At 41.2% G+C, this 23,434-nt stretch carries 24 protein-coding genes; 13 read left to right on the top strand and 11 right to left on the bottom strand.

Going from position 1 to position 23,434, the window contains the following annotated elements; translation table 11 throughout:
* Positions 1-30: 30 nt before the first annotated feature.
* Complete coding sequence (locus tag SYN7509_RS0201705; protein ID WP_009634098.1) at positions 31-3,300, top strand: EAL domain-containing protein; 3,270 nt, start codon at positions 31-33, stop codon at positions 3,298-3,300.
* Here the strand turns inward: SYN7509_RS0201705 and SYN7509_RS0201700 are convergent.
* The 3 genes from SYN7509_RS0201700 to SYN7509_RS0201690 form a co-directional block, all read right to left on the bottom strand.
* Positions 3,210-3,827, bottom strand: coding sequence for a molybdenum cofactor guanylyltransferase (locus SYN7509_RS0201700; protein WP_009634097.1), 618 nt, complete (start codon positions 3,825-3,827; stop codon positions 3,210-3,212). The two genes, SYN7509_RS0201705 and SYN7509_RS0201700, sit on opposite strands and share 91 nt — an antisense overlap.
* 5 nt (positions 3,828-3,832) lie before the next feature.
* Positions 3,833-4,699: an SDR family oxidoreductase gene (locus SYN7509_RS0201695; RefSeq protein WP_009634096.1), complete on the bottom strand. Its 867-nt coding sequence runs from the start codon at positions 4,697-4,699 to the stop codon at positions 3,833-3,835.
* A gap of 69 nt (positions 4,700-4,768) precedes the next feature.
* Positions 4,769-5,590 (bottom strand): DUF1206 domain-containing protein, encoded by an 822-nt coding sequence (locus SYN7509_RS0201690; protein ID WP_009634095.1) that lies wholly within the window; start codon positions 5,588-5,590, stop codon positions 4,769-4,771.
* Positions 5,591-5,742: 152 nt separating this feature from the next.
* On the opposite strand from SYN7509_RS0201690, the gene SYN7509_RS0201685 reads away from it, so the two are divergent.
* Both SYN7509_RS0201685 and SYN7509_RS0201680 read left to right on the top strand, forming a co-directional pair.
* On the top strand, positions 5,743-6,609 hold the full coding sequence (locus tag SYN7509_RS0201685; protein WP_009634094.1) for an alpha/beta fold hydrolase: 867 nt from the start codon (positions 5,743-5,745) through the stop codon (positions 6,607-6,609).
* 4 nt (positions 6,610-6,613) lie between these two features.
* Positions 6,614-7,480, top strand: a complete 867-nt coding sequence (locus tag SYN7509_RS0201680) for an NAD(P)-dependent oxidoreductase (protein WP_009634093.1) — start codon at positions 6,614-6,616, stop codon at positions 7,478-7,480.
* Here SYN7509_RS0201680 and psb34 read toward each other — a convergent pair.
* From psb34 to SYN7509_RS0201655, 5 genes are all read right to left on the bottom strand, one after another.
* Complete coding sequence (gene psb34, locus SYN7509_RS0201675) at positions 7,477-7,656, bottom strand: photosystem II assembly protein Psb34 (RefSeq protein ID WP_009634092.1); 180 nt, start codon at positions 7,654-7,656, stop codon at positions 7,477-7,479. The two genes, SYN7509_RS0201680 and psb34, sit on opposite strands and share 4 nt — an antisense overlap.
* A gap of 124 nt (positions 7,657-7,780) precedes the next feature.
* The gene (locus SYN7509_RS0201670; RefSeq protein ID WP_009634091.1) at positions 7,781-8,608 is read right to left on the bottom strand and encodes a thiazole synthase; all 828 of its coding nucleotides are present in this window, start codon (positions 8,606-8,608) and stop codon (positions 7,781-7,783) included.
* Positions 8,609-8,627: 19 nt separating this feature from the next.
* Positions 8,628-9,680, bottom strand: a complete 1,053-nt coding sequence (gene thiO, locus SYN7509_RS0201665; RefSeq protein WP_009634090.1) for a glycine oxidase ThiO — start codon at positions 9,678-9,680, stop codon at positions 8,628-8,630.
* Between the two features lie 74 nt (positions 9,681-9,754).
* A complete protein-coding gene (locus tag SYN7509_RS0201660; protein ID WP_009634089.1) occupies positions 9,755-10,459 on the bottom strand; it encodes a cytochrome b/b6 domain-containing protein in 705 nt (234 codons plus the stop codon).
* A 14-nt stretch (positions 10,460-10,473) separates the two neighbouring features.
* The gene (locus tag SYN7509_RS0201655) at positions 10,474-10,812 is read right to left on the bottom strand and encodes a 2Fe-2S iron-sulfur cluster-binding protein (RefSeq protein WP_009634088.1); all 339 of its coding nucleotides are present in this window, start codon (positions 10,810-10,812) and stop codon (positions 10,474-10,476) included.
* 50 nt (positions 10,813-10,862) lie between these two features.
* Between SYN7509_RS0201655 and cimA the strand changes: the two genes are divergently transcribed.
* The 10 genes from cimA (at position 10,863) to SYN7509_RS0201605 (ending at position 19,745) form a co-directional block, all read left to right on the top strand.
* Positions 10,863-12,461: a citramalate synthase gene (cimA, locus tag SYN7509_RS0201650; RefSeq protein WP_009634087.1), complete on the top strand. Its 1,599-nt coding sequence runs from the start codon at positions 10,863-10,865 to the stop codon at positions 12,459-12,461.
* Between the two features lie 9 nt (positions 12,462-12,470).
* On the top strand, positions 12,471-13,013 hold the full coding sequence (locus SYN7509_RS0201645; RefSeq protein ID WP_009634086.1) for a hypothetical protein: 543 nt from the start codon (positions 12,471-12,473) through the stop codon (positions 13,011-13,013).
* 7 nt (positions 13,014-13,020) lie between these two features.
* Positions 13,021-13,527, top strand: coding sequence for a hypothetical protein (locus SYN7509_RS0201640; protein ID WP_009634085.1), 507 nt, complete (start codon positions 13,021-13,023; stop codon positions 13,525-13,527).
* Between the two features lie 21 nt (positions 13,528-13,548).
* Positions 13,549-14,580 (top strand): CAF17-like 4Fe-4S cluster assembly/insertion protein YgfZ, encoded by a 1,032-nt coding sequence (locus SYN7509_RS0201635; RefSeq protein ID WP_009634084.1) that lies wholly within the window; start codon positions 13,549-13,551, stop codon positions 14,578-14,580.
* Between the two features lie 51 nt (positions 14,581-14,631).
* Complete coding sequence (locus tag SYN7509_RS29005) at positions 14,632-14,898, top strand: type II toxin-antitoxin system HicB family antitoxin (RefSeq protein WP_009634083.1); 267 nt, start codon at positions 14,632-14,634, stop codon at positions 14,896-14,898.
* Entirely contained in the window at positions 14,895-15,104 is a 210-nt protein-coding gene (locus SYN7509_RS0201625; protein ID WP_009634082.1) for a type II toxin-antitoxin system HicA family toxin, read from the top strand. Before SYN7509_RS29005 ends, SYN7509_RS0201625 begins: the two co-directional genes overlap by 4 nt.
* 189 nt (positions 15,105-15,293) lie before the next feature.
* The gene (locus SYN7509_RS24885; RefSeq protein ID WP_009634081.1) at positions 15,294-17,855 is read left to right on the top strand and encodes a PAS domain S-box protein; all 2,562 of its coding nucleotides are present in this window, start codon (positions 15,294-15,296) and stop codon (positions 17,853-17,855) included.
* A gap of 64 nt (positions 17,856-17,919) precedes the next feature.
* A complete protein-coding gene (locus tag SYN7509_RS0201615; protein ID WP_009634080.1) occupies positions 17,920-18,561 on the top strand; it encodes a Uma2 family endonuclease in 642 nt (213 codons plus the stop codon).
* A gap of 83 nt (positions 18,562-18,644) precedes the next feature.
* The gene (locus tag SYN7509_RS0201610; protein WP_009634079.1) at positions 18,645-18,956 is read left to right on the top strand and encodes a hypothetical protein; all 312 of its coding nucleotides are present in this window, start codon (positions 18,645-18,647) and stop codon (positions 18,954-18,956) included.
* A gap of 3 nt (positions 18,957-18,959) precedes the next feature.
* A complete protein-coding gene (locus SYN7509_RS0201605; RefSeq protein ID WP_009634078.1) occupies positions 18,960-19,745 on the top strand; it encodes a tryptophan-rich sensory protein in 786 nt (261 codons plus the stop codon).
* Here the strand turns inward: SYN7509_RS0201605 and SYN7509_RS0201600 are convergent.
* From SYN7509_RS0201600 to SYN7509_RS0201590, 3 genes are all read right to left on the bottom strand, one after another.
* On the bottom strand, positions 19,742-21,352 hold the full coding sequence (locus SYN7509_RS0201600; RefSeq protein ID WP_227501460.1) for a pseudouridine synthase: 1,611 nt from the start codon (positions 21,350-21,352) through the stop codon (positions 19,742-19,744). The genes SYN7509_RS0201605 and SYN7509_RS0201600 overlap by 4 nt on opposite strands.
* A 122-nt stretch (positions 21,353-21,474) precedes the next feature.
* The gene (locus tag SYN7509_RS0201595) at positions 21,475-22,206 is read right to left on the bottom strand and encodes a DUF1995 family protein (RefSeq protein WP_009629939.1); all 732 of its coding nucleotides are present in this window, start codon (positions 22,204-22,206) and stop codon (positions 21,475-21,477) included.
* Positions 22,207-22,215: 9 nt separating this feature from the next.
* On the bottom strand, positions 22,216-23,385 hold the full coding sequence (locus tag SYN7509_RS0201590) for a cysteine desulfurase family protein (RefSeq protein WP_009629940.1): 1,170 nt from the start codon (positions 23,383-23,385) through the stop codon (positions 22,216-22,218).
* Positions 23,386-23,434 lie beyond the last annotated feature (49 nt).

Below are 23,434 nucleotides of genomic sequence, written 5' to 3'. Positions count from 1 at the left end.
CCAACTTTGGTAACGTTGCTTGTAAAACCTATGACGTTACGTAAAAAAACTTTATTACTTGTTGTTGTTACTACTTTTTGTTTGATCGCAGTTTTATATATTATTTCCACAAATATTTTATTAAAAGGATTTAGGGATGTTGAAGCCCAAAATGCCCGCGAAAATGTCCAACGAGTTATGGAGGTTTACACCGACGAACTTAGCGAACTCAACCTTTTAAATAGCGATTGGGCCGAGTGGGATATCACCTATAATTTTATCGAAAATTACAATAGTAACTACATAAAAGAAAATCTCAACGATGCAACCTTAATTAGGGGAGACATAGATTTAATAGCCTATATAAATAACCAGCAGCAGTTAGTGTTTGGCAAATTTATAGAACCCACTCAGGCACAAAGCCAGGCGATTGCAGCGCCGCTACAACAACATCTAATTGACACTTTACGGCAAAGCGATCGACAGCAAACGGGAATTTTGCTGCTACCTACGGGTGCGATGATGATTAGCGCCCGAAATATTTTTAATAGTCAAGGGACAAGTTCAAGTCGTGGCATCCTATTGATGGGACGTTACTTAGATATTGAGCAACTAGCAAAACAAACCCGTTCCAAATTGACTACGCAACGATACGACGTTAAACAAATACCGCTAAATTTTCAAGCAGCAAGTCAAGAAATCGCCAATAATTCATCGATTATTTTAAAAATAGTAAATAAAGATACAATTGCTGGCTTCAGTTTACTAAAAGGTATTGAAGGCAAACCTACGCTGTTATTACGTGTAGATACTCCTAGAGTGATTTATAGGCAAGGTACGATTAGTACGCGCTATATCGGTATTTCACTTTGTACGGTGGGATTAATTTTTGGTTTACTAACTTTGTTCTGGTTAGAAACTTTAGTTCTATCACGGTTAACTCGTCTGACTACTGGAGTTAATCGCATTGCTAATAGTGGTAATTTGCCAGCGCGGGTAATAGTTTCGGGAAAAGATGAATTATCTCATTTAGGGAATAACATTAACTTGATGTTGCATCAACTGTATAAATTCCATAAAACACTCCAACAAAGTGAAGAACGTTACCGGGCTTTTTTCGCCCAAAGTTCTGAAGGAATTTGGCGCTGCGAGTTGCAACATCCCTTAGCAATTAATTGTACGGAAACTGAGCAACTTGAGTATTTTTGTAAATATTGTTATTTGGCAGAGTGCAATAATATTTTAGCTTATATGCTTGGTTACAACAGCGTTCAAGACTTAATTGGTATCAGCATCAATGATTTATTAATTAATTGCGTACCGTTAAGTAGAAAATTATTACTTAGTTTTATTTATTCTAACTACCGAATCGTTGATCGAGAATTTTATCAATTAGATAAGCAAGGTAATAAAAGATATTTTTTAATTAACTTATTAGGAATTGTTGAAAATGGTAAGTTAGTCAGAATCTGGGGAATGCAGCACGACATTACAGAAAGAAAAATTGCCCAAGAGGCGCTAATTAAAACCAAAGTTACAGAAGCCGCTAATTTAAAATTAACAAAAGAGATTGATGAGCGTAAACGGATTGAGCAAGCATTGTTTCAAGAAAAAGAGTTAGCTCAAGTAACATTACAATCCATAGGCGATGCGGTAATTACTACGGATGCAAATAACAAAATAAAATCTTTAAATCCCGTGGCAGAAAGACTTACTAACTGGCAATTTCAAGAAGCAGAAGGCTTACCATTAGGGGAAGTATTTACAATTATTGATGAGACAACAAGGACACCGATAGAAAACTTTGATTATAAATCTATCTGTGCAGAACATTTTGTTGACACCACAGAAAATACTTTACTTATATCTCGCGATCGCACAGAGTTTGCAATCGATTATTGTGCAGCCCCAATTTTTGATAGCGATCGCGCTTTTGTAGGTAATATCTTTGTATTTCGCGATGTAACTCAGTCTCGCCGCTTGTCGCAACAACTAGCTTGGCAAGCTAATCACGATCCTTTAACGCAATTATTAAATCGCCGTCATTTTGAGCAGCTTTTACAAGCAGCAGTAGTTAGCAATAAAACTGCTTATCAAGAACATACTTTATGCTATTTAGATTTAGATCAATTTAAAATTATTAATGACACCTGCGGACACTTCGCTGGAGATCAACTATTATGTCAAGTTAGTGTTTTATTTCAAAGACAGCTAAGAAACACTGATGTTTTGGCACGTTTGGGCGGCGATGAGTTTGGACTTTTACTATATAATTGCTCAGTAAGTGAAGCAGCAAAAATTACCAATATTTTGCGATTGTGCCTTGAGGAGTTTCGCTTTGTTTGGCAAGAAAAAACTTTTGCTATCGGGGTAAGTATTGGCTTAGTTGCTATTAATGATAATCAAAATTTAATTGATATTTTACGGGCGGCTGATGCGGCTTGTTATACTGCAAAAAATAGAGGTAGAAATCAAATATATATCTATCAACCTAATAGGAGCGAAACAGATCAAATCGGCGAAATGCAGTGGATATCAATACTTCCTAAAGCATTATTAGCAGATCGTTTTTGCCTTTATTCTCAACCTATTATCCCAATTCAAAATAGCAAAAAGTATCAACACTGGGAAATTCTGCTCCGTTTGAAAGATGACACAGGAAAAATTATTTCACCGATGGCATTTATTCCCGCCGCCGAACGTTACAACCTCATGCACCTAATTGATAGATGGGTAATTTCTACACTGTTTGCTTATTTAGAACGAGGAAATATTGAATTAAAAGATGACGCTAATTTATATGCTATAAATCTTTCAGGTGCTAGTATCAATGATATAAATTTTATTAGCTTTATCCACGAGCAATTTAGTAAATATAATATTCCACCGACAATAATTTGTTTTGAAATAACCGAAACAGTAGCCATTACTAATTTAACTAAAGCTGCCCAGCTAATTGAGGAATTAAAAACCCTTGGCTGTCAATTTTCTTTAGATGATTTTGGGAGCGGAATGTCCTCTTTTGCCTACTTAAAAAACTTACCTGTAGATTACATAAAAATTGATGGTGTTTTTATCAAAGATATCGAAGAAGATGCGATCGCCTCGGCAATGGTAGAAGCAATTATTCGCATTGCATCGGTAATGGGTATTCAAACTATTGCGGAATTTGTAGAAAACGAGCAAATTCTTCAGAAAATTAAAACTTTGGGGATAGATTACGCTCAAGGCTATGGTATCGCCAAACCATCACCCCTAGATATTAGTTTCTTCTCCGTCGCTGCTACATCATCGGGTGTATTGCAATTAAAAAACATTTGAGCATCCGTTACCGTCAAAACTTGCACGGATTGCTGCTTCAGCCATGATTGAAACGATCGCTCGCCAGTGTCAATAAAGCCTGTAAGCGCAGTTAAACAGTCGCGGCGATAAAAACCGCATAATGGCTCCCAACCTTTGGCATGGCGAGGCAACAGCGCGATCGCTCTACAATTATTTAGTTGCTTTACCCACCCTTGCAACACTTCCACTTGCAACTGAGGTAAATCGCAAGCAAGAAGCAGTACCCAATCGGTTGTAACTTGAGCAAGTCCTTGAGCAAAGCCGAGTATAGGAGCATTTTCTGCGCCCCTAGGTTGCACTTCGCGGATAAATTGACAAGTTGCTGGAAGCAAGTGTTTATAGCGCTCTTGCCAAGGGGTGACGACATAAACGCGATCGCATACCGACAAAGCGCGATCGCATACAAGGCGTAACATTGGTACGCCACCAATCGGCAGCAAAGCTTTATCGCTACCCATACGGGAGCTTTTACCCCCAGCTAAGACTATCCCAGTTATTGACGGCATAAATATCAATTTCGTCTGATAAAGCTCTCCAAGGTTTCTAGCTTGAAATTAAATATTGATTCTAAACGTTCAATTTCGGCAGGAGTGCAGAAAAATTCATTGTTGAGCAAAGTCCGAAAAGTGCCAAAAGCTTTCTGGGCATCTTGGTTAAATAAGCCAATTACCGAGCGTAAACCATCAACAACAACCAAGGGCGGATTGAGTAGCGTAGCTTCACGCTGATAAACGCGACTAAAAATTTGGGGGATATCCTCGCGCTTCAAAGCCTCTGGGCCACCGACGGCAAAAATTTGGTTACGAGCGGCGCTATTAGTTATTGAATCTACCGCCATTAATGCTAGGTCATCGGTGCTAATAATTGAAGTGCGACTATAGCGATCGCCGATCAGTAAATATATACCTGTTTGCTTGAATCTTTGCGCTAGAGGCAATAAATTTGATGCCAAACCTGCGGGGCGCAAAATAGTATAGTTTAAACCACTAGATTGTAAATATTTTTCCACCTCCCGCTTTGCCTTAAATACTGGCGCATCTTCATAGCCGCGATCTGCTCCCAGTACGGAAATAAAGACAAAATGCTCCACGCCAACATCAAGAGCGCGATCGATTAGTTCAATATTGGCGCGGTAGTCTAAACCGATTGCATCTCCACCGCTACCGTGAGCGCTGATTATATATTGCACTCCATTACAAGCTTTATTTACATCTCTTTGCTCTTTCAAGTCGCCGATAAATATTTCACTACCTTGGTATTCTAGTTCGCCATAGCGAGAATTTAGACGCACAAAAGAGCGAACAGGAGTCTCTCTTTTTCTGAGTATTTGTACAACTTTTTGACCTATATCTCCAGTTGCACCGGTAACTAAAAACATTTAATTTAGCCTCTTTTGTCCAGCAATATTCTAGCGATTAGATCGGTATTACCTACTATTATTTACTGCCTACACTTCTTTTGTATTCAAATGACGATAGCGCCCCTGAATTATCATGTAAATACCATAGGCAATTAAACCCAGAGCTACTATACCCAAAAGCCAAGGGCCATAAGGTTGTTGTTGTAATACCTGTAAAGCTTCACCTAACCCGCGTACTTCACTAGGGTCGTACTGTCGCGCTGCTTGAATTAAGAAGAACCCAATAATACAAAATACTACGCCTCGCGCCGCCAAACCAAATCGACCGATCGCAATTATCCAATTTTGTTGTACGTCACTTACCTGACTCAAATCCATTTCTTTACGAAACTTTGCTTTATAAGCTTTATAAAACTGATAGAAACCTAAACCAATTACCCCCGCGCCAATTGTGCCGACAAGCCATTGTCCGAAGGGCTGAGAAAGTAACTTTCCTGTCCAATCTTGAGTAGAATTACTATTACTACCACTCCCCGAACCGATAACAATTCCAATCGCGCTTATTGCTAAACTTCCATAAACAAAACCATTAGCCGCGTAACCAATCCGTTGCGCTAAACCTTTAGGTTTTGTACCTTTATGTTCGGGATCTTTAATTGCTTGAATCAAACGCCAAAGCGTATAGCCTATTAAACCGATAGCAACTAAACTTAGTAAAAATTTTCCAAAGGGTTGCGTTACAATCGCACTTAAAGCGCCTTTAGTATCTGTCGTTTGTCCACCAGAACCAAAAGCGGTTTGAGCGGCTAATAGTCCAACTATGCCATAAACAACGCCCTTAGCTGCGTAGCCAAATCGGGCTAACCGCTCTATCCATAGAGAACGTTCCTGCACTAATTGTTGTGTCATGATTAAAAAAATACTTATACAAATGACACATAACAAAAAGTTATTAATTAATACATCTATCCAAGTGTATAAATTTTGACAGGTCTTGTTAATTTGAATTTAATAAACCCAAGCGATACTAATTTAGTAGCCAATTTTAAGGAGTATTAATTATGACTGCAATTACTGATTCTTGGCAGCACGAATACATCACCACAAACGGCGTAAAACTACACTATGTAACGCAGGGAAATGGGGCATTAATGTTAATGCTGCATGGATTTCCTGAATTTTGGTACTCATGGCGGCATCAAATCCCAGAATTTGCCTCTAATTATCAAGTTGTGGCGCTCGATTTACGCGGTTACAACGATAGCGATAAGCCAAAAGCACAATCGGCTTACGTGATGGATGAATTTATTAAAGATATTGAAGGAGTAATTACAGGTTTAGGTTACGACAAGTGCGTATTAGTAGGGCATGATTGGGGAGGTGCGATCGCTTGGCATTTTGCTTATTCTCGTCCCCAAATGGTAGAAAAGCTAATTGTCTTAAATATTCCTCATCCTGCGAGAATGGCGGAAGGTTTACGTACTCCCCAGCAATTGCTTCGCAGTTGGTATATGTTTTTGTTTCAGTTACCAGAGATTCCCGAAGCCTTAATTCAAGCGTCAGATTATCAATTAATCGAAACAATGATGACTGCGGGAGTAATTAACAAAAATGCTTTTATTAAAGCCGATATTGAAGCTTACAAAAATGCAGTATCAAAACGCGGTGCTTTGACGGCAATGTTGAATTATTACCGCAATATTCCCCAGCAAAGGATGCTAAATACAGATTGGAGTATTTTAGAAGTACCTACATTGATGATTTGGGGCGAAAGCGATGTAGCACTAGGTAAAGAATTAACTAATAATACTGAGGCATACGTCCGCAACTTGCAAATAAAATATATCCCTAATTGCAGTCATTGGGTACAGCAAGAGCAGCCAGAGCTAGTTAATCGATATATGCGAGAGTTTCTAGAAACTGTTTAAATTTATGCAAGTAGGTTTTATTGGTACGGGGCTAATGGGGCTACCAATGGCTCAAAGGCTTGTAGAGTCTGGAATTGATTTAGTAGCATACAACCGCACTCCAGAAAAGCTAGAACCCCTCCAAAAGGCAGGGGTGAGGATTGCCCAACAACCTATAGAGGCAATTATTGATAGCGATTGTATTATTCTCATGCTTACTAATGCTTCAGCTATCCGCAGCTTGTTGTTATCCGAGGGTGTTAAGCCTCATTTAGCAGAAAAAACTGTAATTCAAATGAGTACGATCGCACCAAAGGAAAGTATAGCGATCGCCAAGGAAATTATCGCGGCTGGAGGAGATTATTTAGAAGCACCCGTTTTAGGTAGCATTCCCGAAGCAAATTCTGGCAAGCTAATAGTTATGGTAGGCGGTACAGAGGCGCAATTTACACGTTGGCAAGATTTATTACAAAACTTTGGTACTGAAGTCTTATTAATTGGGGAAGTAGGCAGTGCTTCAGCGATTAAACTAGCCTTAAATCAATTAATTGCTTCTTTGAGTACAGCTTTTGCTTTAAGTTTAGGTTTTGTCGAGCGTCAAGGTGCAAGTGTTGACATTTTTATGCAAATTCTCCGTCAAAGTGCTTTGTATGCGCCCACTTTTGACAAAAAATTGCAGCGAATGCGCGATCGCAATTACGATCATCCCAATTTTCCTACTAAGCACTTATTGAAAGATACGGAGTTATTTATCAATGAAGCCCAAGGGGAAGAGATGAATATTAGTAGTATTGAGGGGGTAAAAAAAATCTTGGAAATAGCGATAACTAGCGGGTTTGCAGATGCTGACTACTCATCACTATTTAGTGCAATCCAAGGAGATGATTCTTAACTTACGGAAGAAACGGAATAAGCTACAAATACTAAACCACCAACTAAAGCTGCCGCAACTATTCCCAAAAAGACATAATTACGCTTTTCTGTACCTGTAGGATCTTCTGCTTGGTAAACTGTTGGCTCTTTGGCAAAATTGTTTAGGCGACCGCCTTCTTCTGTTGTGTATGGCATATTTTTTACCTTTGTGTTACTTAAATTTCACTAATCGTAACATAAGGTTGTAAATAAACTCACAAATCTTAGAAATAAATCTTTATATAACCTCCAGCCTTAGAAAAGACTGGAGATTTAATTGTTAGGTGGTAATAGTGCCACTTAGGGGGGAACTTGCGATCGCATAGTCTTTAATTGGGATACGTCCGGCTAGGTGCGCCATGCGTCCAGCTTGGGCGGCTAGATTCATTGCCCGTGCCATAATTGGGGCATTTTGGGCTAGGGCGATCGCGCTATTAATAAGTAACGCATCTGCGCCCATTTCCATTGCTTGCGCCGCCTCGCTAGGCGTACCAATCCCCGCATCCACAACTACAGGGATGCCAGAGTTTTCAATAATTATGGCAATATTTGCCGCATTTTTCATCCCTTGACCCGAACCAATGGGGGAAGCTAGAGGCATAACCGTAGCGCAACCAATATTTTCTAAACGTTTAGCCAGCATTGGATCGGCATTAATATAAGGTAAGACGGCAAAGCCTTCTCTAACCAGCTTTTCGGCAGCTTCTAAAGTTCCAATTGGATCGGGTAATAAGTATTTAGGATCGGGGATTACTTCTAATTTGACAAAGTTATTGTCTTCTTGTCCTAATAACTTCGCCATTTCTCGCCCTAGTCTTGCTACGCGGATCGCTTCTTCCGCCGTCTGACAGCCTGCGGTATTGGGCAACATCCAAATTTTTGTCCAATCTAGAGCCTCTGCCAATCCTTCGTGTCCTGGGGCGTTATTTTGCACTCTCCGCACGGCAACGGTGACAATTTGACAGCCGCTTTGAATAATACTTTGTTGCATTTCTTCAATGCTGCGGTATTTTCCCGTACCCGTCATCAAGCGCGATTGAAAGGTTTTACCCGCAATAGTTAGGGGGCGATCTAAAAATTTGTCTTGAGAGTGGTTGAGTGTCTGCATTTTGAAAAAGGAAATATATTTAACTGTAAAACCGGGAGTAGTGGAAATGTTCTAGTAAAGAAGAATTTTTGTTATTTATGACATCTGCAACTAGATTAGCGGTTACTGGGGCTAAAAGGATGCCATTGCGATAATGACCAGTAGCAAGAGTAAGATTATCGTAAGGACTAGCACCTAAAATTGGTAACTCGTCCGGCGTTGCGGGACGAAAACCCCACCAAAATTCTTCAATTGGATAATGCTGCAATGGGGGAAAAAGTCGGATAGCCCGTTGTAGAAGCAATTGCATACCTGCGGGAGTATTGTAGGGAGTAAAGCCTACATCTTCCATAGTTGCACCGATAATAATTCTCCCATCAGCGCGGGGAACTATGTATATATCTGAGCCAAATAAAACTTGTTTTAAGGGCAATTCTTTATCAGTTACGCGCACCGATAACATTTGTCCTTTTTTGGGATGTACGGGAATGGGTAATAATTCCTGCGACCAAGCGCCCGTTGCTAGTACATAATGTTCGGCATGGATAAGATCGTTAGCTGTGGTGCAAACTCCTGTAACGCGATTTTGCTGATAGATAAAGTTTTTGACTGTGACTTTATCTTGAATAATTACACCTAAGGCGATCGCACTGGCGCGAAGGGCATTAGTTAAAGCCCGATTGTCTACCTGTCCATCTTCGGGATACCACCAACTACCAACTACATCGGCGCTTAAATTAGACTGATGCTGAGAAGTTGCTTTTTTATCTAACCAGTGACCATTATTTCGGCTCGTTTTTGCGTAAACTGGGGCTAAAATGCCACAATTCCAATAGCCTGTACTTAAACCGCTAAGATGCTCAATTTTGCTCGTCCAATCTGGGTATAGTTGCCGCGACAGCAAGCAAAGGTCTAACATTGCACCAGGGGGAATTTGTTCGGCTTCGGGCGCTAACATTCCGGCGGCGGCGTGACTTGCACCAGAGTTGAAATCGCGGACAATTATAGTTACGCAATGCGATCGCAATTTTAATTCAATGGCAGTTGCTAAACCAATTACTCCACCACCAATAATCAATACATCCGTTGTCATGCCAAACTATGCTCCTTTTTCCCCCTATCTAGCCTAGCGATTAATCTTTGTTCCTTTTGCTAATCGGTAAAAATTTAAAACTCTTTGAATAGCGAAATGATCCACGCAGACGCAATACTTATTAACACCAGCATTTCTAAGACGGTAAGTAGAGAAATAGATTTTAAGTTTAATTGCGTACTCCGTCGCCAAGACCACCAATTAGCAATATGAGTAGACCACAATGCGGGGCTATCTTTGGCACGAAATCGCCAGTTTAACATCGATAGCAGTAATGGTAATCCTCCCACTTTGGCGTTTAAGAGCAGATGCAGAGCAATACAACCTATGATAATTACCCATGATACTAGGTGGGCATAGTACCAAAAGCGATTTAGTTCTCCATTAGGCAACCATTTCTCGTCCATCATTTTGCCACTAAAAACGGCGAAAGTGAGGGACAAAATTATCAGGGTATTAGAAAATCGGTTTAAGGTATACCACCAAATAGGTTTGTTAACTTGATTCAGCTTGACTAAAAAATCGGGTTGCAGCAATTTTTTTTGTCCCCGATGGAAGGCATAAAGAACAAATAGAGGAAAAATGAGCAAGGTAAATAGCCCAAAGGCCCCATGTAAACCTTCAATGTCAGAGTAGTAAGGAAGGGGAAGCTTCCCCCAGCGTCCATCAAAAGTGTTGTAAGTCCAGAAAGCTGTCAAAATTGCCGCAACTAGAAATAGACCTGTTAACCCATGCAAAATACGGAGTAGTAGGGGTTGATAAGGCTGAGAGAATTTCATATTTCCCCTAGTACCTAAACTTTTGCCGTCCAAACGACTTTTTCACCTTGGCCCCAAAAACCATCAAATTTTGTCACATTTACATCGCCTAAAACCTTGGTTTGACAAGCAAGACGGAGATTTTTAGTGGGAGAATGAGGGGGAAGACTGCGCCGAGTTTTATCTTGCCAAGTTACTTCAGAAACTTCTCCTTCTACCATCACAGCACAAGTACCGCAAGTACCTAGTCCATGACAATTAATTATGGAAGCGTTGCCATTGTAGAGATTGATATCATTATTGAGTAGTACCTGACGAAGATTATCGCCAGTATTGCAAACTATTACCTTACCCTGGGCAAAAACTTGGGGCATATTATTCTATTTTCCTATTTTTGATATCCCTCTTAGTCTAATTAGTTTTTATGGCAACACCGCTTTGGATTTATGACACTACCTTAAGAGATGGAACTCAAAGAGAAGGCTTATCAGTATCTATAGAAGATAAACTTCGCATCGCTAGACAATTAGACGCTTTGGGAGTGCCTTTTATTGAGGGGGGATGGCCAGGGGCAAATCCTAAAGATGTACAATTTTTTTGGCAACTTCAAAAAGAACCTTTAACTAACGCCGAAATTGTCGCTTTTTGTTCTACTCGTCGCCCGAATATATCGGCAGCAACCGATCCGATGCTGCAAGCGATTCTAGCGGCGGGAACTCGTTGGGTAACTATTTTCGGTAAATCTTGGGATTTGCACGTTATAGAGGGTTTGAAGACTAGCTTAGAAGAAAACTTAGAGATGATCCGCGACACGATCGCCTTTCTCCAATTATCGGGGCGCAAAGTCATATATGATGCCGAACACTGGTTTGATGGCTATAAACAAAATAAAGATTATGCCCTAAAAACCTTACTAACTGCGGTAACTGCGGGGGCGCAATGGGTGGCTTTGTGCGATACCAATGGCGGAACATTACCCCACGAGATTAGCCTGATTGTCCGCGATGTCAAGCAATTTTTGCCCCCCAACACTCAAATTGGTATCCATACTCATAATGATGCCGATACTGCGGTTGCAAATGCGATCGCGGCGGTACTTGAAGGGGCGACAATGGTACAAGGGACAATTAATGGCTATGGCGAACGTTGCGGCAATGCTAACCTTTGTTCAGTTATTCCCAATCTGCAATTAAAGTTAGGCTACGACTGTCTCCCAGAAGATAAACTTACTCAACTGACTACTGCAAGTAGATTTATTAGCGAAGTTGTCAACCTTGCACCCAATGAACACGCAGCTTTTGTCGGGCGTTCGGCTTTTGCTCATAAAGGCGGAATTCACGTCTCGGCGGTAGAGAAAAATCCTTTAACTTACGAACATATTGAACCCGAAAAAATTGGTAATAATCGCCGGATAGTTATTTCCGAACAAGCGGGACTTAGTAACGTCTTAGCAAAAGCGCGGACTTTTGGAATTGAATTAGATAAAAATAACCCCGCAGCTAGGCAAATATTGCGCCACCTGAAGGAATTAGAAAGCCAAGGTTATCAATTTGAAGCGGCGGAGGCAAGTTTTGAATTACTCATGCGGGAAGCTTTAGGGAAACGCCAGCATTTATTTACAATTAAAGGCTTTCAAGTTCACTGCGATTTGTCTCAAGACGTAGATAGTTGCAATAGCAGCGCGATGGCTACAGTAAAACTTGCTGTCAACGGTCAAGATATTTTAGAAGCCGCCGAGGGAAATGGGCCCGTTGCGGCGCTAGATGCGGCATTACGCAAAGCTTTAGTCAATTTTTATCCCCAGGTTGCCAACTTTGAACTAACAGATTATAAAGTCCGTATTCTGGACGAATATAGCGGTACAGCAGCTAATACGCGGGTACTTGTCGAATGGCGTAGCGACTTTCAACGCTGGACTACGGTAGGTGTATCAACTAATATTCTCAATGCTTCTTACCAAGCGGTAGTTGAAGGGTTGGAATACGGTTTATTACCACCTGTAGCAGTAAGCGAAATTCACTAAAACATAATTATGCAAAAATCAATTCTCCAAGCAGCAATTTTGTCAATTAGCTTAGTAACTATTGGTGCAAGCCCTTTACAAGCACAAACTCCAGTTTCTTTAGTACAGGCAAAGTGTGTAAATAGTGGACTAGGAACTTTTCGTCAAACTCCTTTAGATGTCGCTGTTGCCAAAGCTATTTATACAAGTCCGTTTTATTTGGGTACGGGTACAAGGTCGGCGGCGGTAACTTGTAAAATTAGAAATGATGACGATCGCCCATTATTTCAAACTTTACGTCTAGGCTTGGGAATGCGAGACAATAATCCCAGTAGTCCCCCCGTTACTGTCAATTTTTACGTGGATGGCGACAAAACGGAAACTAAAACAATCTCTCCGGGAATTAAAGAGTTAGTAGCAATAGATGTGAGTAAAGCAACTAATATAACAATTGAAGCCATTTGTTCTACGCAATCAAGATATTGCGAAGCCCTGCGTGCGCGCTTGCGCTATCGCATTTATTTCTTCAATACCATTCTTGAACCCCTTGTAGTCACGACTCCCACAAAATAAACTATTCATGCCGCCGAAATTTGCTGATAATATTGCATGGCAGCAAGCAGAATTACTTATGCAACCTGCTTTTATTCGCATTCTCGATCGCATTCGCAAGCAACTAGATAGCAGTGCTTGGAAGGAAACTTACGAAAATGTGCTAATTTGGCAGCCAGAAACTACCGAAGAAACAAAAACAGAAGTAGCTAATTTAGTCAAACAACTTGAGTCGGCGCAAGGCGAACAGGTAGAGGAAATCGAACAAGCTTTAATGCAGCTACCCACCCCTACACCTGGCTACCATTTGTGTTTGCACAAAGAAGGCTTAGAAACGGTCAAAATTGATTTATGGGAACTATGTTATCAAGTTTGTTTTGACAGCTATAGTTTTTTACTCGCCGAGTCGCCTAATTATGTCGTGGCGATTGACACTAGCTTAATTGATGAAACAGGTGATGTTGACTGGCAACTATTGGATGAAAAAGCTACCCATTTAATTGATCGCGTATTTGCCGAATTGCCCACTACTTAATAAACTAATTGGCAAAATCTTATGATTCAACAGTTACAAGACATCCAGGCAGCAGCAGGGGCAACATTTGATTCTGATATCCCCGTAAGTTTTGGGAATGATTCTGAGGCATTAGAAGCGGTGCAAAGTGGGGTAGCAATTTGCGATCGCACTCATTGGGGAGTAATTGAAGTTACAGGAGGCGATCGCCTGCGTTTTTTACACAATCAAAGTACCAACAATTTTGAACGTTTAAAATCTGGAGAAGGTTGCGATACAGTTTTTGTAACTTCTACCGCTAGAACAATTGATTTAGTTAGTGCGATTGTTACGGACGATTCTGTACTACTAATAACGTCACCCAATCGCTATAAATATTTGCTGGAATTGTTGGATCGCTATATCTTTTTTGCCGACAAGGTGGAATTAACAGACATTACCGATAAAACCGCGATATTTAGCTTAATTGGCGCAAATAGTAACGATTTAGTCTCAAAAATAGGTTTAGAGGCAATTATTGGGCAACCAGTAGGCAATCATTTGTTAATCGACGATGTACGAACAGCTGTAGGAAGCGGACTTGCAACACCTGGATATACTTTAATTGTTCCGGCGGAGAATGCCGCAAAGGTATGGAAAAGCATAGTAGAAGCGGATGCTGTACCAATGGGCGATCGCGTTTGGGAACAGTTGAGAATTAAACAAGGTCGTCCCGTACCAGATAAAGAACTAACTGATGATTACAATCCTTTAGAAGCAGGGTTATTACAGACAATCTCTTTTGATAAAGGCTGCTATATCGGACAAGAAACGATCGCGCGATTGAATACCTATAAAGGTGTAAAACAAAACTTGTGGGGAATTAAACTTAATGGTGTGGCTGAAGTTGGCAGTGTAATTATGGTAGGAGAGGAAAAAGTTGGAAAACTTACAAGTATTGTAGAGAGCGATCGCGGTTTTTTTGGCTTAGGTTACATTCGCACCAAAGCAGGTGGTGCGGGTTTAATAGTCCAAATAGGTGAAACTACAGGCGAAGTAGTGGAAGTACCGTTTTTAAGCCGGGTTTCGCTATAAGTGTAAAAAATGGTTGTTAGCATATTCAAAAGCGACTAGCACAACAGGTTTATGAAAATCAAAGCAATTGTTCATTCAGCAGAAGAAGGCGGCTATTGGGCGGAAGTTCCCGAACTCGTTGGTTGTATTACTGAAGGGGATACTATGGAGGAAGTCATGGCTAACTTAAAAGATGCGATCGTTGGTTGGCTTGATGTTGCCGATAGTCGTAAAATAAAGTACCTCCCCACCAATGCCGCTATGGCAGCTATGCTAGATATTGGTAATGGTGGTGATGCAATAGATTCCACCGATCAAATTGTCGAAATTGCTGTATGAAATCTATTTCTGGCAAGCAATTATGTAAGCTAGTAAAACAAAAAGGGTGGATTTTACGAAGCATTAATGGCAGTCATCATATCTACGTAAACCCTGAATTAGAGGGAATTTTGACAATTCCTGTTCACCGTAATCAAGATTTAAAGATTGGAACTCTGAAAGCCTTAATGAACAAAGCCCAGTTATCTGAAGAAGATTTACTTTAAGTGTTAATTGTTTAAGTGCGCGATCGCTTTTTCCATCGAGTTTTGCCATAATTGAAAATAAGCGCTCCCAAAAATAGCAGAAAATCAAAGATTTAAGAATTTTCAGTAAATATCCTCTATCTTAAGGAGTATCCTGAGCTTAAAATGTCCGGTTGATTATTTCCTTCACTGGCGGTCAACTTTTTTACTATGTCTACCCATCAGCCGATTGATTTAATTCCTCTAGAGCGGATTATAAATCGTTCTCCCTTAACGGTTACGGCAAAGATGCTAGTAATGGATGCGATCACCCTACTAAATGAAGCGCAAGCTGACTGTGTTTTGGTAGTCGAAAATCAGCAATTAGTAGGAATATTTACAGCGCAGGATGTAGTTAGGCTCGTCGCCACTGGAAAAGATTTAGCTAGTCTGAAAATGTTTGAGGTGATGACAAAACAAATTATTACCCTAACGCCCTCACATTCTCAAAATGCGATCGCCGAAGAAGCCCTAAAAGAGAGCAAACAACAGTATGTCACTCTTGCCCAAGCTTCACCTGTTGGCATCTTTCGTACTGATTTAGAAGGACATTGTTTGTATGTCAACGAACGATGGTGTCAAATTACCGGATTATCGCAAATAGAGGCACGCAAAGACGGTTGGGAGCAAGCATTACATCCCGGCGATCGCCAACGAGTTTTTGAGGAATGGGATCAAAGCGCCCAACAAAATTTACCCTTTAAATCTGAATATCGGTTTCAGCGTGCCGATGGAATCATAACTTGGGTATTTGGTCAAGCCGTAAAAGAACGGGGAATTGATGATGAATTAATCGGCTATGTGGGGACAATTACAGATATTAGCGAAGTCAAACGAGCCGAAGAAGCCCTGCGACAGTACGAACTGATTGTTTCGGCAATGCCCGATGGAGTTGCCCTAGTCAATCGTGACTATACTTTTCGGCTTATTAACCAAACCTATTTATCGCTTCATGAAAAAGGCTACAACGATATTATTGGGCATACCCTCGGCGAGTTACTTGGCGAAGATACCTTTACGCACCCTATAAAACCGTTTCTGGATCGAAGCCTTGCCGGGGAAACTATTCGCTACGAAGCTTGGTTTAACTACGCAAAAGCTGGTCGCCGATTTGTAGGCGTTACCTATGCACCCTATGTTGACACAGATGGCACTATTTCAGGAGTTGTAATTAATACCCGCGACCTGACGGAACTTAAGCACGCAGAGCAGAAAATTGTTGAACAAGCTATGTTGCTGGATATCGCCACCAATGCGATTTTTGTGCGCGGTTTGGATAGTCAAATATTATTTTGGAATAACGGCGCTACAAGTATTTATGGCTGGTCAGCACAGGAAGCTATAGGCAAAAATGCCACAGAACTCCTCTATCAAAAACCTACACCTAAATTAATGCACGAAGCTTTAAAAACAGTAGTTGATACTGGTTCTTGGCAGGGTGAATTAGCCAAAATCGATAAATTTGGTAAAGCAATTGTTGTCTCTAGCCGTTGGACGCTGGTACGTGACGAGGAAGGAAAGCCGAAATCAATTCTCACGGTTGATACAGACATTACAGAACAAAAAAAACTAGCTGCCCAATTTCTCCGCGCCCAGCGATTAGAAAGTATTGGCACTCTTGCAGGGGGAATTGCTCACGACTTAAACAATGTTTTAGCACCGATTCTAATGTCCGTTCAACTTTTGCAACTCAAATATCCCAAAGACCAAGATCGACAATTGCTAAACTTGGTAGAAAATAATGTTAAACGTGGTGCAGCTTTGGTTAAGCAAGTGCTTTCCTTTGCGCGGGGAATTGAAGGCGAAGCCTCCGGCACGGGCGAAGCCCTACGCACCATTGTGCAACTCAAACACTTAATATTAGAAATTGCCAACATTATCAAAGAAACATTTCCCAAATCTATTGAACTTTCTCTAAATATTGCCTCCGACTTAAAAACAGTTTCGGCGGATGCTACCCAACTACATCAGGTGTTGATGAATTTAGTGGTCAATGCTCGTGATGCTATGCCCAATGGGGGCAGTTTAAGTATTAGTGCAGCAAACGTGGAATGCGATCAAATCAATGCTCAGACAAGCATTGAGGCAAAAGTTGGCTCTTATGTTGTAATTACCGTTGCCGATACGGGAACGGGTATTGCCCCGGAAATTATTGAGCGAATTTTCGATCCCTTTTTTACGACTAAAGAAGTTGGCAAAGGTACGGGGTTAGGTTTATCCACTACCCTTGGCATCATTAAAAGTCACGATGGTTTTTTAGAAGTTTGCAGTGAGGTCGGTAAAAACAGCCGATTTAAAGTATATTTACCCACCGGCAAATCTATAGCAACCCCACGGATAGAAACCCCAAAACCACTAAGCGGAAATGGTGAATTAATTTTGGTGGTGGATGATGAAGCTGCAATTTGTGAAATTGCTCAAGTAGCTTTGGAAAGTTATAACTACAGAGTATTAACTGCTAATAATGGCATTGAGGCACTAACTTTGTATGCCCAAAACAAAAATGAAATCAATGTAGTGCTGCTTGATATGATGATGCCTAAGATGGATGGTTTGACTACGATTCATACACTGCAAAGAATGAACCCTTCTATTTTGTTTATTGCTACAAGCGGACTTACCTCCAGCGATCGCATTAATCTAGCTATAGGTAAGGGTGCTAAAGCATTTTTGCCCAAGCCTTACACAGCGCAGGAATTATTAAAAACCTTACAGGAGACACTTGAGCGATAAATAGGAAAAAGTGCAAATAATGAAATATCAGTCTTGAGAAATCGCCAGCAAAGGATCTATATAAATGAGCGTAACTGTTCCTATCCAAGCTATCGAACTTACTCCCGGTAGCCACATTAGCATCCATAACTTGTCTTGGCAGGATTTTGAAACTATCTTGGACAATTTGGGGGAAAATCGTAATACTCGCGTGGCTTACTACCAGGGAACTTTAGATATTATGTCTCCCTTAGCAATTCACGAAAGACCTCATCGCATTATTGCTGATATTGTTAAAGCAATTTTAGATTCTCAAGGACGCGACTGGGAGGATTTCGGATCGACTACCTTCAAACGTCCAGTAATTGCAGGAGTTGAACCCGATACTTGTTTTTACATCCAAAATGCTAGTCGCGTCAAAGGATGTACTAACATGAATTTATCTATTTATCCACCACCGGATTTAGCAATTGAGGCGGATGTTACATCAATTACTACTCTAAATGCTTATATAGCTATAGCTGTGCCGGAAGTGTGGATTTACAAAGATCGGCAACTGACAATTAATATTCTTAACGATAACAGCTATATTCCGTCCTCTAATAGTCTAGTTTTTCCCGATTTACCTGTAACTCAACTTATTCCCCAACTGGTGATTAAAGCTATTGATGAGGGAACAAGTAGAATGCTGAGAGAGTTGAAAGCTGAGATAAGAGAAGGATCGTAGCGCAGGAGATCCCCCCTAACCCCCCTTTTTAAGGGGGGGAAATATCTATATTAATGAGATCCGGTGACGCTTAAATTACATTTATGTCTGACGTTGAAAAGAGTGATTTAGAAATAGTAGCCGTTGATAGCGATGAAAAGCCATTTAGTAAAAAAGGTAAATCAATCGATCAGCGTAGCACGTCAGAAAAAGCAAAGGCTTGGATTGTTAAGGCTTTAGTAATTATTTTTGGTAGTACGATCGCTTGTTGTTTTGCTTTAGTTATAGTTGAAATTATCTTTCCTCGTGGTGGTACTGAGGATTGGAAAGATATAGTAACTTTGGTATTAGTTGCAGAAACAGGGATTATAGGAACTGTTATCGGCTTATATTTTGGTGAAGTCTCAAAATCTTAGGTTATGAAAGCATCTACAGCAAAATCTAGTTTGGGAATAGCGATCGCAACTCTAATCGCCATCTTAACAACTCTAACTATAAATGTTCTCTCGAATTTTTTTCCACTTCAAGGCGCAAATATCGGCAAGATTTCCAATACTATTTTGCAGGGAGTGCAGATTACGCCAGCAAATTATGCTTTTGCAATTTGGGGCTTAATTTATATAGGTTTGATTGCTTATGGCGTTTATCAACTTAGACCAAATCAGCGCCAAGATCCAACGATACAGCGTGTTAATACATTGCTAATTGTGGCTTGTATCGCTCAAATAGTTTGGGTATATCTGTTTACAACCAAGTTATTTTGGCTTTCGGTTGTTGCAATGCTGGTAATTCTTCTAGCTTTGATTAGCGCTTATTTGCAATTGGGAGTCGGAAAAGTTAGGGTAATGCGCGATCGCCAATGGCTTGCACATATACCTTTTAGTATTTATCTAGGCTGGATTTCTGTAGCTTCAATTGTCAACATTGCTTCTGCTTTGTATATTTCTAACTGGGATGGTTGGGGGATTAACGGTACTTACTGGACGGCAATCATGTTAGTAATAGCTACAGTAATTGCGGCAATTGTGGCGATGCAGAGAGCAGATATAGCCTTTACTTGCGTATTTATTTGGGCATATATAGCGATCGCAATTCGTCAAGTAGACAATCCTATTATTTGGATTACGGCGGTAGTAGGGGCGATCGCGCTGGGAAGCTTGTTAGTATTTAGCAGAAATAAGCCCGTCAAATCTATCGTTGATTAAAAGGGCATTTCGGTTTGCAAACAAATAGTTTCCCCTGACTTAGGATGCTGAAAACAAAGCTCTCTAGCGTGTAAATGCAAGCGTTTAGCCTCAGTGCAACCATACAACAAATCGCCTAATATTGGTACGCCCAAACCTTGCTTATCGGCGCAATGGACGCGGAGTTGATGGCTACGTCCGGTTAATGGCAGAAACTCTATACGCGAGTAACCGTCAGTAGTATTTAAAACCTGGTATTGAGTTAGGCTCGGTTTACCGTGTGTAAAGTCAACTTTTTGATAAGGGCGATTATTTGGATCTCCCCAAAGCGGCAAATTAATTGTTCCACTGGTACTACTTACAACCCTTGCAAGTATAGCTTCGTAAACCTTATGGACTTTTCGTTGTTGAAACTGGATACTAAGGTGGCGATGAGTTGGGCGATCGCGTGCTAGTAAAAGAATACCCGATGTTTCGTAGTCCAATCTATGCACCGTAGCCAGCCCCAAACGCCCAGCAACGCTATCTTGCAAGGTGCTAGAACGTCCGGGTACAGATAGCAATTTTGGCGGTTTATTGACAGCAACTAGCCACTCATCCTCATACAAAATAGTTAGCGGTGTAGGATTTACGGTTACAGATTGTTGTGACAAACCCGATAGCAAAAAGCCCATTAACGGCTGACAGCGCTCCGCACAAGCACCATAGAATTGACCTTGGACTTTATCGGTTGAGGAGTTACCCCACCAAAACTCTGCGATCGCTAGAGGTTTAAGCCCAATAGTTGCAGCATAGTGGAGTAACTTGGGGGCGCAACATTCTCCTGTACCCGTTGGGATACCTTCAGGCATTAAATCGGTTAGCGGTAGAGATTCCCCAGCAAAATTAGTTAACCAAAAATTTTCGTGCATCTGGGCTTGAAGCTGACGAGACAAGGCTTTGCGCTGTTGTTTTAATTCAAGCTTTCGAGAGTAGAAAGTTTCGATTTGAGCTTTGAAGGGCTGTAAAACGGCATCTCGTTCGCGTTTAAAGAGCTTGCGTTCGATCCCATCTCTGCGGCTTTGTTCGTTTAATTGTTCTAAGGCTTCAAGATCGAGCTTTTGGCGTTGCTGTTGGCGCTCTAGTTTACGCTCGTTGTGCAGTAAAGTAAGTTCGTGAGACTTTTTTTCAAATTCTTTTACTAATAGTTCGTATTCTTGGAAGACAGGAAGACATTGTAAAGCAATTAGTTCTTGCTTCAATGCTTCTAATTTAGCTAGAGTATGGGATTCTGCTAAAAACAGGCGATCGCATTTTGGAATAGGAGTAACCCAGCCTTCCACCGTACTATTACCATTTAGAAGTCCAGAAAAAGCCTTAATTACCTGCTGCTGTCCAAACTTAGTTTCGCCCAAAAGTACGCCATACATTTTACCTTCACGGGAATAAAGTTCATCACTAGCGAGGTGCTGCATTAGTTCGTTAGCAATGGTTTCTACTAAAGGAGTGCGAGGTAATCTGAGTAATGCGCCACTTTGAGGACAAAAACCTTCATACCAATAACTAATTTTCGAGTCAACAAGGAAACTTTGTTTAGTCAAGTTGTCACCACAGACAAGAGGATCTACTTGCCAAAAGCTCCCGTACACAAAGATAAGACACTTTTGCAGGGGGTTTGGGGGAGGCAACTCGTCCCCCAATGGGGGGTTTGGGGGGCAGACCCCCCAAGTCTTGGTTTTTCTTCATAGAAAATACTTGACAATATTAAAAACTAACGGCTTAAGGCTTTCATAAATCTCTGCATCCCAGCAAAAATACTCAACTTTTTAGGCTTAGGCGAATCCTCAGTTTGAGTAACAGATCCCCCCGCAAAGATGAGATCGAGATCGTCGCCTACAGGTTTATTGGGCAATTCTTTAATTAGCTCGTAACCATCAGTAGTTTCGCACCAAACTTGCCACAAACCCGGATAGCAGCGAAACAAAGTACCTTCTTCCAAGGGGCGCAAATAGTAGCAAGATTGAATATTTTTCAAAAAGCGATCGCGCAACTGTCTACCCGCGTAACCAATCCCCACAATAGAAACATCTTCCAGCCGAGGATTGAGTAAAACAACTGGGCGATCCCCCATAGCATTACACAACTTTTCTATTTGCAACACCTCTTGAGCGGTAGGTGCAATACATAAAATCGCCTCATCTTCCGGCTGTATTTGCTCCTCTACCGACACTCTTTTGGTACTAATGTCTAATAGCTCAAAAGGGACTTCTCCCCAGTCACGACGAGCCAAAGCCGCCGCACCAGCATCGGGAAAAAATATCTTATTAAAATTATGACTAATTCCTTCCTCGTCGCTCAAAAAACGTTCTGCTACAGGCATCGGATTGAGTTCGGGTAACAAAATTTCTACTTGCAGCCGATTCAAACCATCTGCGATCGCATTTTGGGTAGCAATGCGGGCTTGAGAGACTGCTTCACCGAGGGTTTTAGGTAATTCTGACATTTTAAAAAATTAATAACTTACAGCAAATTTTACCGGGTTCAAGCGTTGTAATACTTGTTTTAGTGCGATCGCCGTCCAATCGATATCAGCAGCAGTAGTTTCCCGTCCCAACGTTAGACGAATACCTGATTTTGCAACAGTTTCAGAAAACCCCATTGCCAAAAGTACGGGACTAGGGGAAAGTTTACCACTATGACAAGCTGACCCCGCACTAATAGCGATTCCAGCTAAATTTAGCTGACGGACAATAGTTTTACCCGTAACATTTTCACCGTCTGCCGTAGCCAAATAAAAACTAACATGATGAGGCAAACGATAAAGGCGATCGCCTGTAGGAATTAAACTCGGCGTATCGGCTAAAGAGTCAAACAACTGTTCGCGTAAACTAATCAAACGAGCGGTTTCTGTAGGCATTTCTTTAGCTGCTAACTCGGCAGCTATGCCAAAAGAGGCGATCGCCGGCAAAGCTTGAGTTCCCGATCGCAATTTTAATTCTTGCCCCCCACCGCACAATAAAGGCACTAATTGCACCCCTGGACGAACGTAAAGCGCCCCCGCACCTTGCGAACCATAGATTTTGTGGCTAGAAAGAGAAAGCAAGTCTACAGGCAGTTTTTGCACGTCTAGGGGCAAACGTCCCGCTACTTGTACCGCATCGGTATGAAATAAAGCGCCGTGATTTCGCGCAATATTGCCCAAAGTTTCAATCGGTTGAATTGTCCCAACTTCGCTTTGTCCGTAAATGACCGAAACTAACACAGTATTGGGTTGCAAAGCAGCTTGCAAGTCTAAAGGATTAATTCGCCCGGTAGCATCTACAGGTAAATAAGTTACATCCCAACCCCACTGTTGCAATAGTTTGGCGGGTTCGGTAACGGCGGAATGTTCCACACTGGAGATAATTATGTGTTGAGGCGATGTGTAATTACGAGCAACACCCATAATTGCTAAGTTATCCGCCTCTGTACCGCCAGAAGTAAAAATAATTGATTCGGAATTTGCGGCATTTAGTAAAGAAGCTACCTGCATCCTAGCTTTTTCTAATACTGTTGCTGCCCTTCCTCCCCACTCATGCAAGCTAGAAGGATTCCCCCACAAAGAAGTACAAACGGTTTGCATAGCCTCGTTAGCTTCAGTCCGTGGTGGTGTTGTAGCGCTGTAGTCTAGATAAATTTGCATGAGTTAACTGTTTGCATTGTCTTTGAAGAAATCGTATTTCTTTATCTAC

This window comes from Synechocystis sp. PCC 7509 (assembly GCF_000332075.2).
Taxonomy (GTDB): Bacteria; Cyanobacteriota; Cyanobacteriia; order Cyanobacteriales; family Chroococcidiopsidaceae; genus Aliterella.
Note: the sequence above shows the minus strand (reverse complement) of the source record. Positions and strands in the feature narration are given on the sequence as shown.

Coding starts and splice junctions, on each gene's coding strand:
- SYN7509_RS0201660 (WP_009634089.1), bottom strand. CDS start 10,459: ATGAAATTCTCTCAGCCTTATCAACCCCTACTACTCCGTATTTTGCAT.
- SYN7509_RS24885 (WP_009634081.1), top strand. CDS start 15,294: ATGTCTACCCATCAGCCGATTGATTTAATTCCTCTAGAGCGGATTATA.
- SYN7509_RS0201700 (WP_009634097.1), bottom strand. CDS start 3,827: ATGCCGTCAATAACTGGGATAGTCTTAGCTGGGGGTAAAAGCTCCCGT.
- thiO (WP_009634090.1), bottom strand. CDS start 9,680: ATGACAACGGATGTATTGATTATTGGTGGTGGAGTAATTGGTTTAGCA.
- SYN7509_RS0201590 (WP_009629940.1), bottom strand. CDS start 23,385: ATGCAAATTTATCTAGACTACAGCGCTACAACACCACCACGGACTGAA.
- cimA (WP_009634087.1), top strand. CDS start 10,863: ATGGCAACACCGCTTTGGATTTATGACACTACCTTAAGAGATGGAACT.
- SYN7509_RS0201625 (WP_009634082.1), top strand. CDS start 14,895: ATGAAATCTATTTCTGGCAAGCAATTATGTAAGCTAGTAAAACAAAAA.
- SYN7509_RS0201655 (WP_009634088.1), bottom strand. CDS start 10,812: ATGCCCCAAGTTTTTGCCCAGGGTAAGGTAATAGTTTGCAATACTGGC.
- SYN7509_RS0201640 (WP_009634085.1), top strand. CDS start 13,021: ATGCCGCCGAAATTTGCTGATAATATTGCATGGCAGCAAGCAGAATTA.
- SYN7509_RS0201595 (WP_009629939.1), bottom strand. CDS start 22,206: ATGTCAGAATTACCTAAAACCCTCGGTGAAGCAGTCTCTCAAGCCCGC.
- SYN7509_RS0201680 (WP_009634093.1), top strand. CDS start 6,614: ATGCAAGTAGGTTTTATTGGTACGGGGCTAATGGGGCTACCAATGGCT.
- SYN7509_RS29005 (WP_009634083.1), top strand. CDS start 14,632: ATGAAAATCAAAGCAATTGTTCATTCAGCAGAAGAAGGCGGCTATTGG.
- SYN7509_RS0201605 (WP_009634078.1), top strand. CDS start 18,960: ATGAAAGCATCTACAGCAAAATCTAGTTTGGGAATAGCGATCGCAACT.
- SYN7509_RS0201645 (WP_009634086.1), top strand. CDS start 12,471: ATGCAAAAATCAATTCTCCAAGCAGCAATTTTGTCAATTAGCTTAGTA.
- SYN7509_RS0201670 (WP_009634091.1), bottom strand. CDS start 8,608: ATGCAGACACTCAACCACTCTCAAGACAAATTTTTAGATCGCCCCCTA.
- SYN7509_RS0201635 (WP_009634084.1), top strand. CDS start 13,549: ATGATTCAACAGTTACAAGACATCCAGGCAGCAGCAGGGGCAACATTT.
- psb34 (WP_009634092.1), bottom strand. CDS start 7,656: ATGCCATACACAACAGAAGAAGGCGGTCGCCTAAACAATTTTGCCAAA.
- SYN7509_RS0201615 (WP_009634080.1), top strand. CDS start 17,920: ATGAGCGTAACTGTTCCTATCCAAGCTATCGAACTTACTCCCGGTAGC.
- SYN7509_RS0201690 (WP_009634095.1), bottom strand. CDS start 5,590: ATGACACAACAATTAGTGCAGGAACGTTCTCTATGGATAGAGCGGTTA.
- SYN7509_RS0201610 (WP_009634079.1), top strand. CDS start 18,645: ATGTCTGACGTTGAAAAGAGTGATTTAGAAATAGTAGCCGTTGATAGC.
- SYN7509_RS0201705 (WP_009634098.1), top strand. CDS start 31: ATGACGTTACGTAAAAAAACTTTATTACTTGTTGTTGTTACTACTTTT.
- SYN7509_RS0201695 (WP_009634096.1), bottom strand. CDS start 4,699: ATGTTTTTAGTTACCGGTGCAACTGGAGATATAGGTCAAAAAGTTGTA.
- SYN7509_RS0201685 (WP_009634094.1), top strand. CDS start 5,743: ATGACTGCAATTACTGATTCTTGGCAGCACGAATACATCACCACAAAC.